The organism is Pseudorhodoferax aquiterrae (genome assembly GCF_014652235.1).
Taxonomy (GTDB): Bacteria; Pseudomonadota; Gammaproteobacteria; order Burkholderiales; family Burkholderiaceae_C; genus Pseudorhodoferax; species Pseudorhodoferax aquiterrae.
Map to the genome: position 1 here is coordinate 442,554 of NZ_BMYK01000004.1, position 15,783 is coordinate 458,336.

The 15,783-nt window shown below is 69.7% G+C and carries 15 protein-coding genes and 1 pseudogene; 7 read left to right on the plus strand and 9 right to left on the minus strand.

Annotated features, from left to right (window positions below):
* Genes IE209_RS10015 through IE209_RS10035 form a run of 5 tightly spaced genes read right to left on the minus strand, consistent with a single transcriptional unit; the run spans position 1 to position 4,921 of the window.
* A complete protein-coding gene (locus tag IE209_RS10015; protein ID WP_189686792.1) occupies positions 1-783 on the minus strand; it encodes a hypothetical protein in 783 nt (260 codons plus the stop codon).
* The gene (locus IE209_RS10020; RefSeq protein ID WP_189686793.1) at positions 761-2,443 is read right to left on the minus strand and encodes a GspE/PulE family protein; all 1,683 of its coding nucleotides are present in this window, start codon (positions 2,441-2,443) and stop codon (positions 761-763) included. The genes IE209_RS10015 and IE209_RS10020 overlap by 23 nt, the downstream gene beginning before the upstream one ends.
* Positions 2,440-3,642, minus strand: a complete 1,203-nt coding sequence (locus IE209_RS10025) for a type II secretion system F family protein (protein WP_189686794.1) — start codon at positions 3,640-3,642, stop codon at positions 2,440-2,442. The genes IE209_RS10020 and IE209_RS10025 overlap by 4 nt, the downstream gene beginning before the upstream one ends.
* 14 nt (positions 3,643-3,656) lie before the next feature.
* Complete coding sequence (gene gspG / locus IE209_RS10030; RefSeq protein WP_189686875.1) at positions 3,657-4,073, minus strand: type II secretion system major pseudopilin GspG; 417 nt, start codon at positions 4,071-4,073, stop codon at positions 3,657-3,659.
* A gap of 53 nt (positions 4,074-4,126) precedes the next feature.
* Positions 4,127-4,921, minus strand: a complete 795-nt coding sequence (locus IE209_RS10035; RefSeq protein WP_189686795.1) for an IclR family transcriptional regulator — start codon at positions 4,919-4,921, stop codon at positions 4,127-4,129.
* Positions 4,922-5,038: 117 nt separating this feature from the next.
* On the opposite strand from IE209_RS10035, the gene IE209_RS10040 reads away from it, so the two are divergent.
* The 6 genes from IE209_RS10040 to IE209_RS10065 all read left to right on the plus strand — a co-directional run bounded on the left by IE209_RS10040 (position 5,039) and on the right by IE209_RS10065 (position 10,356).
* Positions 5,039-6,055, plus strand: coding sequence for a TRAP transporter substrate-binding protein (locus IE209_RS10040; protein WP_189686796.1), 1,017 nt, complete (start codon positions 5,039-5,041; stop codon positions 6,053-6,055).
* A 28-nt stretch (positions 6,056-6,083) separates the two neighbouring features.
* The gene (locus tag IE209_RS10045; protein ID WP_189686797.1) at positions 6,084-6,530 is read left to right on the plus strand and encodes a type II 3-dehydroquinate dehydratase; all 447 of its coding nucleotides are present in this window, start codon (positions 6,084-6,086) and stop codon (positions 6,528-6,530) included.
* A 4-nt stretch (positions 6,531-6,534) separates the two neighbouring features.
* The gene (locus tag IE209_RS10050; protein WP_308433164.1) at positions 6,535-7,065 is read left to right on the plus strand and encodes a TRAP transporter small permease; all 531 of its coding nucleotides are present in this window, start codon (positions 6,535-6,537) and stop codon (positions 7,063-7,065) included.
* A gap of 234 nt (positions 7,066-7,299) precedes the next feature.
* Positions 7,300-8,580: a TRAP transporter large permease subunit gene (locus IE209_RS10055; RefSeq protein WP_189686798.1), complete on the plus strand. Its 1,281-nt coding sequence runs from the start codon at positions 7,300-7,302 to the stop codon at positions 8,578-8,580.
* Between the two features lie 60 nt (positions 8,581-8,640).
* Positions 8,641-8,988: a hypothetical protein gene (locus IE209_RS10060; RefSeq protein WP_189686799.1), complete on the plus strand. Its 348-nt coding sequence runs from the start codon at positions 8,641-8,643 to the stop codon at positions 8,986-8,988.
* Positions 8,989-9,078: 90 nt separating this feature from the next.
* Positions 9,079-10,356, plus strand: a complete 1,278-nt coding sequence (locus tag IE209_RS10065; protein WP_189686800.1) for a PEP-CTERM sorting domain-containing protein — start codon at positions 9,079-9,081, stop codon at positions 10,354-10,356.
* Here the strand turns inward: IE209_RS10065 and acuI are convergent.
* The 4 genes from acuI to IE209_RS10085 all read right to left on the minus strand — a co-directional run bounded on the left by acuI (position 10,346) and on the right by IE209_RS10085 (position 15,133).
* Positions 10,346-11,329: an acrylyl-CoA reductase (NADPH) gene (acuI, locus tag IE209_RS10070; protein ID WP_189686801.1), complete on the minus strand. Its 984-nt coding sequence runs from the start codon at positions 11,327-11,329 to the stop codon at positions 10,346-10,348. The two genes, IE209_RS10065 and acuI, sit on opposite strands and share 11 nt — an antisense overlap.
* Before the next feature lie 49 nt (positions 11,330-11,378).
* Complete coding sequence (locus IE209_RS10075) at positions 11,379-13,319, minus strand: TRAP transporter large permease (protein ID WP_189686802.1); 1,941 nt, start codon at positions 13,317-13,319, stop codon at positions 11,379-11,381.
* Positions 13,320-13,940: a TRAP transporter small permease subunit gene (locus IE209_RS10080; RefSeq protein ID WP_189686803.1), complete on the minus strand. Its 621-nt coding sequence runs from the start codon at positions 13,938-13,940 to the stop codon at positions 13,320-13,322.
* A gap of 74 nt (positions 13,941-14,014) precedes the next feature.
* The gene (locus IE209_RS10085; protein WP_189686804.1) at positions 14,015-15,133 is read right to left on the minus strand and encodes a TRAP transporter substrate-binding protein; all 1,119 of its coding nucleotides are present in this window, start codon (positions 15,131-15,133) and stop codon (positions 14,015-14,017) included.
* A gap of 133 nt (positions 15,134-15,266) precedes the next feature.
* Between IE209_RS10085 and IE209_RS33790 the strand changes: the two are divergent.
* Positions 15,267-15,767: pseudogene (locus tag IE209_RS33790) on the plus strand (MBL fold metallo-hydrolase); the annotation flags it as partial.
* Positions 15,768-15,783: the final 16 nt, after the last annotated feature.

Consider the following 15,783-nt stretch of genomic DNA (forward strand, 5'->3'; position numbering starts at 1 on the left):
TCAAATGTCTTGCGCGCTCAGCGCAAGGTGCTCGGCCTGCCACCCGGGAAGGTCGGGCGACGTGACCGGCCCCGCCGCTGCCAGGCCCTGCCAGGCCACGTGCACCAGCGGCTGCTCGGCGGGCTCCAGGCCCTCCAGCAGCGCGCAGCGCGCGAGCCAGGGCGCCAGCGCGGCCTGGCCCTGCACGGCATCGAAGGGCAGGCTGCGCAGGCTCTGCCAGCCCTGCGCCGGATCGATGCGCGCCAGCAGCGCGCCGTCGACCTCGGTCACCAGCAGCCAGGCCGCGCGGCCGGCCAGGCGCGGCCAGGCGTGGGCGGCCGCCAGCGCCAGCAGCGGGCGCACGGACACGGCATGCAGGCCGGCCTGCAATGCCTGCTGCCGCAGGCGCGCGAGCCAGCCCGCATCGAGCGCAGCGGCGGGCATGCCGGCACCGGCGGCAGCGTCCACGGCCAGGTCCCAGCCCTCGACCGCGTCGCCATGCACGCCGCGCAGCAGTTCGCGCGCGGCCACGCGGCGTTCGGTCCCGCCACGCAGCGCACGGCCGTCGGGCAACAGCGCCATGTGGACCAGGCGGTTGGACACCACGATGCGCGCCCGCGCGCGGCGCGGCGCGGCCTGGGCCGCCACGGCGCCCAGCGCCAGCAGCAGCGCATCGGCGCCGTCCGCAGCCACGGCGTGCCGGTGCTGCTGCGGCGCCTGCCAGCCGCGCCGGCGCAGCACCAGCCCCACCTGCGAAGGTGCCAGCCAGACGGCGGCCTGCTCACGCCACGGCAGTCGTGACACGTTGCACCTCCTCCAGGCTGGTCGCGCCTGCGCGCAACAGGTCCAGCGCGGCCTCGCGCAGCAGCCGCGTGCCGTTGCGGCGCGCGGTGTCCTTGAGCACACGCACGGGCTGGCGCGTGATGATGAGCTCGGCCAGTTCGTCCGTCATCACGAGGATCTCGGCGATGGCCACGCGGCCCAGGTAGCCGGTGGCGCGGCACTGGCCGCAGCCGCGTCCGGCCATGAAGTGCACGGCCGAGAGGTCCGCGCCGGCCAGGCCGGCATCGGCCAGCGCTTCCGCGCCCGGCTGCACCGGCACGCTGCAGTGCGGGCAATTGCGCCGCACCAGCCGCTGCGCCACGATGCCGTTCAGCGCGGCCGTGAAGCTGTAGGCGTCGATGCCCATGTGTGCGAAGCGGCCCAGCACGTCGAAAACGTTGTTGGCGTGCACGGTGGTGAACACCAGGTGGCCCGTCAGCGCGGCCTGGATCGCGATCTGCGCGGTCTCCGCGTCGCGGATCTCGCCCACCATCACGCGGTCGGGGTCGTGCCGCAGGATGGAGCGCAGGCCGCGCGCGAAGGTCAGGCCCTTCTTCTCGTTGACGGGGATCTGCAGCACGCCGGGCAGCTGGTACTCCACCGGGTCCTCGATGGTCACGATCTTCTCGTGGCCGTGGTGGATCTCCGAGATCGCGGCGTACAGCGTGGTGGTCTTGCCGCTGCCGGTGGGGCCGGTCACGAGCAGCATGCCGTGCGGCTCGCCGGCCAGGCGGCGGATGGTGCGGCGCTCCGGCGCACCGAAGCCCAGACTGTCCAGCGTGAGGCCGCGCGCGGCGTCGGCCAGCTGCTGCTTGTCCAGGATGCGCAGCACCGCGTCCTCGCCGAAGATGGACGGCATGATGGACACCCGCAGATCGATCTCGCGGCCGCGCACGGCCACCGTGAAGCGCCCGTCCTGCGGGATGCGGCGCTCGGCGATGTCCAGCTGCGCCATCACCTTGATGCGCGAGATCACCTGCTCGGCCAGTTCCTGGCCCGCGTCGCTGCGCACGGCCACCAGCACGCCGTCGATGCGGTACTTGATGGCCAGGCCGCCGGCGCCGGTTTCCAGGTGGATGTCCGAGGCATTGGCCTTGAGCGCGTCGTACAGCGTGGAGCGCACCAGGCGCACCACGGCGCTGCTGCCCTCGGCGATGCTCTGGAACGAGAGGTCCTCGGCCTCGCTGCCGGCGCTGGCGCTGGCGCCCCCGGCGATCTGCAACTGCTCCAGCGCCGAGAGGCCTTCCTCGTGCCGCGCCAGCCAGGCCGCGATGTCGCCACCGTGCGCGAGCACCCAGCGCGCCGGCTGACCCAGCGCCTGCTCGGCCCGTGCGCAGCGCTGGTCGTCGAAGGGGTCGCCCAGCACGAGCTGCAGCGCGCCATCGCCATCGCGCAGCGCCAGCATCTGCAGCGCGTGGCAGGCAGCGAAGGGCAGGGCGTCGAAGGCCGGTTGCCAGGCGTGCAGGTCGGCGATGCGCGCCAGCGGGTAGTGCAGGCTTTGCGCGAGCCGCGCGGTGAAGCGCTCGGGCGCGTCGCCGGACAGTTCTTCCAGCATGCGCACGACCGGGGCGCCGCGTTCGTTGGCCAGCCGGCGCGCCTGGGCGATGGCGCGCGCCGTGAAGGAGGGCAGGGCCGCGTTCATCCCAGGCTTCCGGCCAGCTCGAAGATCGGCAGGTACATCAGGATCACGATGGCGCCGATGACCACGCCGATCACGGCCATCAGCACGGGCTCGAACAGCTTGGTGAACCATTCGATCCAGCGCGCGAGCTCCTCGTCGTGGAAGCCGGCGATGCGCTCCATCATGGCCGCCATGTCGCCGCTGTTCTCGCCCACGCGCAGCATGCGCGTGGCCACGGGCGTGGTCAGGCCCGCGGCGGCCATGGCGTCGGACAGCACGATGCCCTCGCGCACCTGCTGCGTCGCGTGCACCAGGCCCTGGCGCATGTGCAGCGGCAGCAGGTCTGCGACCATGGCCAGGGCCGGCACGATGGGCGTGCCGCCGCGCAGCAGCATGCCCAGCGAGCGGTAAAAGCGCGCCAGATGGTAGGTGGCCAGCCGCGTGCCGATGGCCGGGATGCGCGTGAGCAGCGCGACGCCACGCGGCAGCAGCCGGCGCGCGCTGGCGGCGGCCAGCACCGCGAGCACGAGCAGCGCGGCGCCGATGGCCGCGCCATGCGCCTGCACGCCCTGGCCCCAGCGCAGCAGCAGCATCGACATCCAGGGCAGGTCGGGGCCCGATTCGGCGTAGATGCCGGAAAAGCGCGGCACCACGTAGCCGAGCAGGAACAGCACCACGAGGCCGCCCAGCGCCAGCAGCGCGACCGGGTAGATCGAGGCCGACACCACCTTCTTGCGCACCAGGTCCAGCCGCTCGTGGTAGTCCACATAGCGGGCCAGCGACTCGACCAGGTCGCCGCTGCGCTCGGAGGCCTGCACCGTGGTCACGTACAGCGGCGGGAAGGCCTGGGGCAGCGCGGCCAGCACGCGCGAGAAGGACTGGCCTTCGAACAGCCGGGCGCGCATCGCGGCCAGCACGGGGCGCACGTCGCTGCGCGTTTCCTTCTCCAGCAGCGTGTCCAGCGTCTCGGGCAAGGAGAGGCCGGCCTGCAGCAGGGCCATGAGCTCCAGCGTGAACTGCAGCAGCGGAAAGCGCGGCCTGCGCTGCAGGCGCAGCGAGGGCAGGCCGGGCCGGGCGAACAGGGCGCGCCGGGGCGCGGCCGACAGCACGGCCAGGCCCTGGGCGCGGGCGCGCTGCGTGGCCGTGGCCAGGTCGTCGGCCTCGACCGCCAGCCGCACCACGCCTTCGCCCGGGCGGAAGCCGCGCACATCGAACTGCATCGCGTGGGGCTCCTCTACCAGCTGGTCACGTCCGCCGCGTCGCCGCTGCCGCCGGCCTGGCCGTCCTTGCCCAGCGAGTACAGGTCGAACTCGCCGTGCTGGCCGGGCGACTTGTAGAGGTAGGGCCGGCCCCAGGGATCGGGCGGCACGCCTTTTTGCAGGTAGGGGCCGTCCCAGCGGGCCACGCCGGTGGGGCGCGCGGTCAGCGCGGCCAGGCCCTGCTCGTCGCTGGGGTACTGGCCCACGTCGAGCCGGTAGGTGTTGAGCGCGCTGGTCAGCGCGGCGATCTGCGCCTGCGCGGCGCGCACCTCGGACTTGCCGACCTGCGAGAAGTAGCGCGGCGCCACGTAGGCGGCCAGGAGGCCGATGATGACCATGACGACGAGCAGCTCGAGCAACGTGAAGCCGCGGGGCCGGCGGTGGGCGGGCATGGGGTTGGGTCTCCAGGTGGTGCGGCCTGCGGTGCCGCGCAGGGGCAGCGCGCTCACCGCGCTGCTCCCGGGCGGCGCGCAAGGATGGGCGAGGCGGCCGTGGCCAGCGCCAATTCCTCGGCCGCGGCCAGCAGCGGCGCGGCCAGTTCCTCCATGCGCCGCGCGTCCAGGCGGATGGACGGCCCGGCGATGGTGATCACGCCCGTGGCCGCCTCGCCGCGCCGGCGCACCGGCGCGGCCATGGCGCTCATGCCGGGCGCATACATCTCGTGCATCTGCGAGACGCCGCGCACGCGGTCCTGCGCCAGCAGGTCGACCACGGCCTTCCAGCCGGTCGGCGCGTGCGGCCCGTAGTCGCGCGGCTCGCCGAAACCCTGGCGGACGATGAGTTCCAGCGCGCGCTCCTCGGACAGCGTCATGAGCCAGGCGTGGCCGGCCGCGCTGCACGACAGACGCACGTCGATGCCCATGTCGGGGTCGTAGCGCAGGCCGAAGCGCGCGCCCTGGGCCTTGGCCACGAAGGTCAGCCGGTCGCCGTCGACGATGGCCAGGCGCACGAGTTCGCCGCTGGTCTCGGCGAGCCGGTCGATGATGGGCTGGGCCAGCTCGACAATGCCCGAGCCGCCCAGGTAGGACAGGCCCAGCGCCGCCAGCTTGGTGGTCAATGCGTAATCGCCATGCTCGCGTGTCTGGCGCACGTAGCCGCAGCGCACCAGGTCGCTGAGCAGGCGGTGGCAGGCCGACAGCGGCAGCGCCAGCTCCTCGGCCATGGTCGACAGGGTCTTGCCTGTCGGGCGCATGGCCAGGTATTCCAGGATGGTCAGGGAACGTTCCAGCGTGCTTGCCATGCGCCGGATTGTTGTTCGGAAGCGCCTTCTTGTTTGGAAGGGTTTTCCTTAATGGAAAAGATTTCCTAGAAATTTAGCATTGCCGCATTCCACCACCCATCCCCGAGAGGAGCACCCGTGAATCCCTTGTTCCGCAGCGTCCTGGCCACGGCCGCGAGCGCCGTGCTGGCTTTGTCCGCCACCGCCCCCCTGGCCCAGGACTTCCAGGAGCGCACCATCAAGTTCGGCCACCTGAACAACACCGACCACCCGGTGAGCTTCGGCGTCAAGCGCTTCTCCGAACTGCTGGCGGCCAAGACGGGCGGCAAGTTCAAGGTGCAGGAGTTTCCGTCCAACCAGCTCGGCAACGAGATGCAGCAGCAGTCCGCGCTGCAGGGCGGCGTGCAGGAAATGTCGGCCCCGGCCACGACCTCGCTGGCCGGCATCGTCAAGGAGTTCGGCCTGGTGGACTTCCCGTTCGCGGTGTCCACCTTCGAGCAAGCCGATGCGCTGCTGGACGGCCCGCTGGGCCTGGCGCTGATCGCGCGGCTGCCGGAGAAGGGCCTGGTCGCGCTGGGCTACTGGGACCTGGGCTTTCGCAACGTCACCAACAGCAAGCGGCCCATCGCCAAGGCCGAGGACCTGGAAGGCCTCAAGCTGCGCGTGATCCCGAACCCGGTGTTCCTCGAATCGTTCAAGGCCTTCAAGGCCAACCCCGTGCCCATGCCCTTCGCCGAGCTGTACGGCGCGCTGGAGGCCAAGGCCGTGGACGGCCAGGAGAACCCCTTCGCCGTGATCCTGTCGAACAAGTTCTTCGAGGTGAACAAGTTCGTCAGCGCCACCAACCACGTCTACGCCGCCAACATCGTGCTGGTCAGCAAGCGCTTCTGGGACAAGCTCTCGCCGGCCGAGCAGAAGGCCATGCACGAAGCGGCCGACGAGGCCCGCCGCTACCAGCGCCAGGTCAGCCGCGCCGCCGCGCAGAAGGCCGTGGGCGAGCTGCAGGCCAAGGGCATGCAGTACAACACCATCGCCCCGGCCGAGCAGGCCCGCATGGGCGCCATCGTCAAGCCGGTGCTGGAGAAGTTCGCCAGCAGCTACGACCCCGCCATCGTCAAGCTCTACAACGACGAGCTGGCCAAGGTCCGCAAGTGAAGTCCCCAAGCGCTCCGGAACACAAGAAATGAAGATCCTCGTCCTGCACGGCCCCAACCTGAACCTGTTCGGCCGGCGCGAACCCCACATCTACGGCACCACCACGCTGGCGCAGATCAACGAGCAGTTGGCCACGCTGGCCGGCGAGCTCGGCGTCGAGCTGGCCACGCTGCAGTCCAACCACGAAGGCGCGCTGGTCGACTTCCTGCACGCGCACATCGACACGGCCGCCGGCGCGCTGGTCAACCCGGCCGGGCTGACCCAGCACGGCGTGCCGCTGCACGATGCGATCAAGGCCATGCCGTTCCCGGTGCTGGAAGTGCACATGTCCAACATCGCCGCGCGCGAGACCTGGCGTGCCCATTCCATCATCTCGCCGGCGGTGAAGGCCACGATCCAGGGCCTGGGCCCGATGTCGTACCTTCTGGGCCTGCGCGGCGTCGTGGCGCTGGCGCAGAGCATCCAGAAGGCCTGAGCCCGTGCAGCGCGCGATCGACGGGCTCTTCAAGGGCTTGCAGTGGCTCATGGTGATCTGCATGGCCGTCATGGTGGTGCTGGTGTTCGGCAACGTGGTGATGCGCTACGGCTTCAACTCCGGCCTGCTGCTGTCCGAAGAACTGTCGCGTTGGCTGTTCGTGTGGATGACCTTCCTGGGCGCCGTCGTGGCGTTGAACGAACGTGCCCACCTGGGCACCGATTCCTTGATCTCCAGGCTGCCGCCCGGCGGCAAGAAGCTGTGCCTGCTGCTCACGCTGCTGCTGATGCTCTTTCTGACATGGCTGGTCTTTCGCGGCTCGTACGAGCAGGTGAAGATCAACTGGGCCTCGACCAGCGCCGTCATGGAAGCCTCCATGGGTTACTTCTATGCCAGCGGCCTGGTGTTCTCGGTGCTGTCCGTCCCGGTGCTGCTGTTGCAGCTGTTCCGGCTCGTGACGGGCCGCATGAGCGAGGCTGAGCTCGTGAACATCACCGAAAACGAAGACGTGCCGCACGGCGACGCAAAGGCTTGAGAAGCTGTGAACGAACCCCTCACGACCACGCGAGGCCCGATGGCCAGTGGTGTTCAGCACCATCGCCGCGCCCAGGGCCTCGCCCTTCGGGCCGGGGCGCGCCAGGCCACATGCGGGCGTTGCAGGCCTTGCCCGGGCACGAGCCCGGGCGGCGGCCTGCGCCTACGCCTGCGGCCCGGCGCACCCCGTCGTGGCCGCGATCGGTTCATTCACAGCTTCTGAGGACTCGCCGACATGACCATCTTCATTTTCGTGGGCGCACTGCTGGCCGCCATGGCCATCGGCGTGCCGATCTCCTATGCGCTGCTGGCCAGCGGTGCCGCATTGATGTGGCATCTGGACATGTTCGATGCCCAGATCCTGGCGCAGAACCTGCTCGAGGGGGCCAACAGCTTCCCGCTGCTGGCCGTGCCCTTCTTCATGCTGGCCGGCGAGATCATGAACGCGGGCGGCCTGTCGCGCCGCATCGTGCAGTTCGCGATGACCATGGTCGGCCACGTGCGGGGCGGCCTGGGCTACGTGTCCATCGCCGCAGCCATCATGATGGCCGCACTGTCCGGCTCGGCCGTGGCCGATGCCGCTGCGCTGGCGGCGCTGCTGCTGCCCATGATGGTGGCTGCCGGGCACGACAAGGCGCGCTCGGCCGGCCTGCTGTCGGCCGCCAGCATCATCGCGCCCGTGATCCCGCCGTCCATCGGCTTCGTGATCTTCGGCGTGGCGGCCAACGTGTCCATCTCCAAGCTGTTCCTGGCCGGCATCGTGCCCGGTGTGTTGCTGGGCGTAGCGCTGTGCGTGACCTGGTGGATCCTGAGCCGGCGCGAGAACGTGCAGCCGCAGCCGCGCCGCAGCAGGGCAGAGATCTTCCTGGCATTCAAGGACGCGCTGTTCGCGCTCGGCCTGCCGGTGATCGTGATCGTCGGCCTGAAGTTCGGCGTGTTCACGCCGACCGAGGCCGCCGTGGTGGCCGCGGTGTACGCGCTGGTGGTGTCGGTCTGCGTCTACGGGGAACTCAAGCTGAACCAGTTGTTCGGCCTGTTCCTGGCGGCCTCCAAGACCACGGCGGTGGTCATGTTCCTGGTGGCCGGCGCCATGGTCAGCGCCTGGCTCATCACGGTGGCGCAACTGCCCGACCAGGTGGTTTCCTTGCTGCAGCCGCTGCTGGACAACCCGCGTGTGCTGATGGCCGCCATCATGTTGCTGGTGATGGTCGTGGGCACGGCGCTGGACATGACGCCCACCATCCTGATCCTAACGCCGGTGCTGATGCCCATCGTCAAGGCCGCGGGCATCGATCCGGTCTACTTCGGCGTGCTGTTCATCATGAACAACGCCATCGGGCTGATCACGCCGCCCGTGGGCGTGGTGCTCAACACCGTGGCCGGCGTCGGCAAGATCAGCATGGACCAGGTGACCAAAGGGGTCTGGCCCTTCATGGTCGCGCAGTTCATTCTGATGTTCCTGATGGTCCTGTTCCCCGCGCTCGTGATCGTTCCGGCACGCTGGTTCGCCGGCTGATGGCCGGCTGCGCAGGCGTCGTGCGATGCAGCGCGGCCAGCCATCGCTGAGAACGAAGGGTTGCAGCAGGGCGGTGACGGCGCCAGCGCGCTGGCTGGCGGGGTGACTGCGGTCATGCCGGCGCTCAAAACACATAACTTCCACCATCTTGCAGATGCGATGGGCTCGCAATGGTGGTTTCATCGCGGCATGTCCATCACCCGCCTTGTGTCCCTCTGCTGCCTGCTGCTGTTCGCCAGCGCGACAGCCGCGGTCGTGCTGCTGCCCGAGGTGCCGGCTGCTGCTCTCGGCTGGCGCATGCCGGAGCCCCCGTTCGGCGCACTGCTGTTCGCGCTGGCCTGTGCGCTGGTGCTGACCCTGGGCCGAGCTTCGGTGCCCCCGGCGCGCCGCGAGCCGTCGGGCGACTGACGCCCATCTGCGCTGCGCCTCGTCAAACCTGACGATGCGCCGGGCCTGCCCGCCTGGTGTGATGGCGGCTCCCCATCCAAGGAGTCGCCCATGCCGTCATCTGTCCGCTTCGCCCTCGCGGGCCTGTGCCTTGCGGCCGCCGTGCCGGCGCAGGCCGAGATCGTCATCACCACCCCGTTCATGAACTTCGAGACGCGTGCGCAGAACACGCTGGGCTTTCTCGAAGGCGCCTACGTGCGCTTCGGCGCCAACTCGGTCGTGGACAGCGCCACCGGCAGCCCGGCCGGCATCAGCGGCGTGGCCAGCACCATCGACGTGTTCGGCGGGGGTCTGGTCGAGCGCACGGTCAACGCCAACCCCGGTCCCAGCATTCCCAACTTCTTCTCGCGCTACCTGACGCTGCCGACCAGCGGCGCGCTGCACCCCAACCTGTTCCAGCCCTGGACGCTGCGCTTCAGCAAGGGCAACGAGAGCGCGAGCGCCCAGGTGCAACTGCCGGCCGGCGCGCGGCCCATCGGCTTCGTCAACAGCATCGCGCTGGCCGGCACGGCCGCGGCGCCGACCTTCAGCTGGACGCCGCCCGCGCAGGACCAGGTGCAGGGCTACCGCGTGAACATCTTCGACCGCAGCCTCGTCAACAACGACCCGAGCAAGGGCCCGCTCAGCAACGGCCAGGTCATGAGCCGCGACCTGCAGACGCCCAGCTACACGGTCGATCCGGCGCACTTCACGGTGCCCGGCTATGCCTTCGAATTCGGCAAGCAGTACACCATCGAGATCTCGGCGCTGCAGACGCGCGATGGCAGCACACGCACCAACAACAGCAACCTGCAATCCGTGGCGCGGGTCTATGCGGAGTTCACGCCGACCGAGACCGGCGGCCAACAGGTGCAGCTGCCCGCGGTGCGGGCCGACGGCGCCTTCGAGTTCAATTTCGCCGTGGCGGTCAACACCACCTACTACATCGATCCGCTGGTCGCGGTCGGCTACGACTACCAGATCGGCGCGGGCGACCCGAACTTCCGCAGCGTGGTGCTGCCCAGCGACGTGGGCGACGGTCTGTACGACCTGTGGCTGTGGAACGGTAGCGACTGGTGGCTGGTCGCGCCGGACTGGTTGGGCGGCAGGACCTTCGACTTCGGACTGGCGGGCGTGGACCGCTTCCGCGTCACCGGCATCGAGGCCGGCGCCGGCCTGGACCCTGGCGACACCACGGCCTTCGTCACCGGCGTCGCCTTCACGGGCGACGGCCGCTTCACCGGCACGCAGACGCCGCTCACACAGGAGGTGCCCGAGCCGCCGGCGGCGGCGCTGCTCTTCGCGGGACTGGCGGCGCTGGCGCTGCGGCGACGCCAACTCAACGGTTGACGTCGACCACGAGCCGGCCACGCACGCGGCCGGCCAGGATGTCGGTGCCGGCCTGCACGGCCTCATCCAGACCGATCTCGGTCGTGAGCGCGTCCAGCTTCGCCAGGTCCAGGTCACGCGCGAGCCGTTCCCAGGCCGGCATGCGCACCGAGGGCTTGGCCATCACGCTGTCGATGCCGTACAGCGTGATCCCGCGCAGGATGAAGGGCGCCACGGACGCCGGGAAGTCCAGGCCCTGCGCCAGGCCGCAGGCGGCCACGGCGCCGCCGTAGCGCGTCTGCGCGCAGGCGTTGGCCAGCGTGTGGCTGCCGACCGAGTCGACCACGGCGGCCCAGCGCTCCTTGCCGAGCGGCTTGCCTGGCGCCGAGAGTTCGGCCCGGTCCATCACCTCGGCCGCGCCGAGCGCCTGCAGGTGCGCGGCCTCGCCGGTGCGGCCGGTGGAGGCGACGACGCGGTGACCCAGCCCGGCCAGCAGCGTGATGGCCACGCTGCCCACGCCGCCGTTGGCGCCCGTGACCAGCACGTCGCCCATGCCGGGCGCCAGGCCGTGACGCTCCAGCGCCAGCACGCACAGCATGGCGGTGTAGCCGGCCGTGCCGATGGCCATGGCCTGGCGCGTGGTCAGGCCCTCGGGCAGCGGCACCAGCCAGTCGGCCTTGACGCGCGCCTTCTGCGCCAGGCCGCCCGAGTGCGTCTCGCCCACGCCCCAGCCGTTCAGCACCACGCGGTCGCCGGCCTTGAAGCGCGCGTCTTCGCTGGCCTCGACCGTGCCGGCGAAGTCGATGCCCGCGTGCAGCGGAAACTTGCGCACCACGGGCGACTTGCCCGTGATGGCCAGTCCGTCCTTGTAGTTGATGGTGGAGTACTCCACCCGCACCAGCACCTCGCCGTCGGGCAGCGCGGCCTCGTCGACCTGCTGCACGCCGGCACGGTAGCCGGCGTCGTCCTTCTCGATCACCAGAGCCTTGAACATGGCATGACCTCCTGCGGCGCATTCTGACCGCAGGGCGGCGCCGGCCGTGTCACCGTCCGTACAAGGTCTGGGGCAACCACAGGCCGATCTCGGGCCACAGGTAGAGCAGGAAGATCGCGAGGATCTGGATGCCCATGAACGGGATCATGCCGGCGAAGATCTGGTTCAAGGTCACGTGCGGCGGCGCCACGCCCTTGAGGTAGAAGGCCGACATCGCCACCGGCGGCGACAGGAAGGCGGTCTGCAGGTTCAGCGCCACGAGCAGGCCGAAGAACAGCGGGTCCACGCCGAAGTGGTCCAGCAGCGGGATGAAGATGGGCATGAAGATCACGATGATCTCGGTCCACTCCAGCGGCCAGCCCAGGAGGAAGATCACGATCTGCGAGAGCACCATGAACTCCAGCTTGGAGAGGTTCATGGACAGCACCCATTTCTCGATGAGTTCCTGCCCGCCCAGCAGCGCGAAGGCGGCCGAGAAGATGGCCGAGCCCACGAACAGCCAGCACACCATGGCCGAGGTCTTGGCCGTGAGGTAGACCGATTCCTTGACCACGTCCATGCTCAGGCGCCGGTAGGCCGCAGCCAGCAGGAAGCCGCCCAGCGAGCCCATGGCGGCGGCCTCCGTCGGCGTGGTCAGCCCGAACACGATGGAGCCCAGCACCGCGAGGATCAGCACCACGAGCGGGAAGAACGATGCCAGCAGCATCTTGAAGATTTCCAGCCGCGCGAAGCTCAGGAACAGGTAGAACAGTGCGAGCAGCGCGCCCAGCACCGCGAAGCTGACCCACCACCAGGTGGGCGCAGCCTTGCGCTCGGCGGTGGCCTGCGCCGTGGTGGCCGTCGGTGCGCTGGCCGGCTCGGCGGCCGCGACGGCCGGCGGCTCGGCGCCGGGCGGCTCCTGCACGGCGCCTTCCGTTGGCGGTTCCCGCAGCCCGCCCTCGGACGGCGGCTCCTGCAGCCCGCCGTCCGTCGGCGGCTCCTGCAGTCCGCCCTCGGCGGGCGCGCCACTGCTTTCTGCGCCGATCGGCTGGATGTCGTACTGCGCCTCGGCCTCGACCGTCGTCACGGCGCGCCAGCTGCCGATGGCGAGCAGCGCGAACAGCAGCGCCGGCAGCACGACCAGGGCCAGCTGGCGCAGCACGTAGCCCGTCGGCACGTCGGCGTTGCGCTTGCCCTTGAGCGCCTGCAGCAGGCGGGCCGGGGCATGGCTGGCCGTGTCGGCCGGCAAGGCACGAGTCAGCGCGGGCAGCTCCACGCGCCGCTCCTCGGCCGACAGCGGTGGCGCCCATTGCGGCTTGATCTTGGCCATGAGGATCACGTACACCACGTACAGGCCGGCCAGCATCAGGCCCGGGAAGAAGGCGCCCGCGTACAGCTGCACCACCGACACGCCGGCCGTGGCGCCGTACAGGATCAGCAGCACCGAGGGCGGGATCAGGATGCCCAGGCAGCCGCCGGCCGTGATGGCGCCGGCCGCCATCGAGGTGCTGTAGCCGGCGCGCAGCATGGCCGGCAGCGCCAGCAGGCCCATCAGCGTGACGACGGCGCCGACGATGCCGGTGGCGGTGGCGAAGATGGCGCAGGTGACCAGCGTGGCCACGGCCAGCGAGCCGGGCACGCGCGCCATCGCCAGGTGCATGCTCTTGAACAGCTTCTCGATCAGGTTGGCGCGCTCGACCAGGTAGCCCATGAACACGAACAGCGGGATCGCGATCAGCACGTCGTTGGCCATGCTCTTGTAGGCCGCCTGCACCATGAGGTCCAGCGTGCGCTGGATGTCGCCGTCGTAGGCGAGCCAGGTGAAGATCATGCCCATGCCCATCAGCGTGAAGGCCGTGGGAAAGCCCAGCATGATGGCGATGACCACCAGCGACAGCATCAAGAGGCCCTGGTGGCCGTGCGTGACCCTGTCCACGCCCAGCAGCATCCAGACGATGGCCAGCAGCACCAGGCCCATGATGGAAAAGCCGAACCACAGTTCCTTGCGCATTCAGGTGCTCCCTTGCTTGGCTGCGAGCTCGCGGTCCAGCGCGGCGATGTCGGCGTCCTGCACGTGCACCATCTCCTTGAGCTTGTCGACGTCGACCTCCTGCACGTCGTCGCCGCGCGGCGGCCAGGCGCCGGTCTTCAGGCAGATCACGCAGCGCGCGATCTCCGCCAGGCCCTGCAGCAGCAGCGCCGCCGCGGCCACGGGGATCACGAACTTGAACGGGTACAGCGGCAGCGGCGTGGCCGAGAAGGTCTGCTCGCGGATGGCCAGCGACTCCTGCGCGTAGGTCCAGCCGGCCCAGGCCATCGCGAGGACGCCGGGCAGGAAGAACACGATGTAGAGAACGAGGTCCACGCCGGCCTGGCCGCGCGGGCTGAAGAAGCCGTAGAGCACGTCGCCACGCACGTGGCCGCCCTTGGCCAGCGTGTAGGCGCCCGCCAGCATGAACAAGGTCCCGTACAGCATGATCTGCGCGTCCAGCACCCAGGCGTGCGGGTTGTTCAGCGCGTAGCGGGAGAACACCTCCCAGCTGATCAGGGCCGTGAGCGCGACCACGGCCCAGGCCGCGGTCTTGCCGATGAAGGTGGAGATCGCGTCGACCGCGAGGAGTAGCTTCTGCATGGCACCGTTCTCAAAATCCAGGAACGACAAGGGCGCCGCTCGGGGCGCCCTGTCACGGCAGCATCAGCGACGCATCAGCTCTTCTTCGGTGCGAAGTAGTGGTTGTAGGCCATCTTGAAATCGACCGTGTAGTCGTTGTGCCATTGGCCGGCGCGCTGCGCGAAGGCGCGCTGCGAATCCAGCACCTTCTTGAACATCGGGTTGTCCTTGGCTTTGGCCGCGACCGCCTTGTCCCAGGACGCCAACTGCGCGCGCAGGATCGCATCGGGCGTCTTGTAGAACTTGATGCCCTGCTTCTTGAGTTCCTCGTAGTCCTTGGAGTTGCGCTCGATCGCCTTCCAGCTCATGTCGGCGCTGGCGGCCTGCACGCCGTAGTCGATGATGGACTTGAGCTCGGCCGGCAGCGCGTCGAGCTTGGCCTTGTTGAACAGCACCTCGAACTGCTCGCCGCTCTGGTGGAAGCTTTGCAGCATGCAGTTCTTGGCCACGTCGGGAAAGCCCAGCACGCGGTCGCTGGAGGCGTTGTTGAACTCGGCCGCGTCGATCAGGCCGCGGTCCAGTGCAGGCACGATCTCGCCGCCGGGCAGCGGGTTCACGGCCGCGCCCATGTCGGTGAACACGTCCACCGCCAGGCCCACGGTGCGGAACTTCAGGCCCTTCATGTCCTCGGCCTTGGCCACGGGCTTCTTGAACCAGCCCAGCGGCTGCGTGGGCATGGGGCCGTACATGTAGGAGACCACGTCCAGGTTCAGGCTCTTGTAGATCTCCTCGACGAGCGCCTTGCCGCCGCCGTAGTAGTGCCAGGCCAGCACCATGTTGGCGTCCATGCCGAAGCCCGGGCCCGAGCCCCACAGCGCCAGCGCGGAGTTCTTGCCGTACCAGTAGGCGATCACGCCATGGCCGCCGTCCAGCGTGCCCTTGCTGACCGCGTCGAGCAGCTGGAACGCGGGCACCACCGAGCCGGCCGGCAGCACGTCGATCTTCAGGCGGTTGCCGGCCATGTCGTTGATCTTCTTGGCCAGGTCCTGCGCGTATTCGTGGAAGATGTCCTTGGCCGGCCAGGTGCTCTGAAAGCGCAGCGTGGTGGTCTGCGCCTGGCTGACCATGGGCGCGGACATCGCACCCGCGGCCACGGCGGCGCCCTTGAGCAGGTTGCGGCGGCGCGGCGCAGCAGAGGGTTTGGCTTGGGTCATCGGTGTGTCTCCAGTGGTTGTCGAAGAAGGCGCGTGGATGTTGGGTCATCTGACAACCCGGGCCAACACGGAATGTCCCCGACAGGGAATACCACTACGTACACTGGCGTAGATACAACCACCCTCGCATGCCATGGACCCCATCCAGCTCTTCGACCCCGCCTCCAGCACCTACACCTATGTGCTGGCCGACCCGGCCACGCGTGCGGCCGTGATCATCGACCCGGTGGACGCGCAGCTCGAGCGCGACCTGGCGCTGCTGCGCGAGCGCGGTCTGCAACTGGCCTGGACGCTGGAGACGCATGCCCATGCCGACCACGTGACCAGCGCCGGGCTGCTGGCCGAGCACGCCGGCGCACGCACCGCCGCGCCGGCCGGCTGCGGCATCGCCACCGCGGCCGTGCAGCTGCACGACGGCGAGGAGATCGCCTTCGGCCAGCAGCGCCTGCGCGTGCTGCACACGCCGGGCCACACGGCCGGCAGCATGTGCTACCTGTGGCATGGCCATGTGTTCACGGGGGACACCTTGCTGATCGGCGGCTGCGGCCGCACGGATTTCCAGTCGGGCAGCGCGCAGGCGCTGTACCGCAGCATCACCGGCGTGCTGTTCCAGCTGCCCGATGCCACCATGGTCTGGCCCGGCCACGACT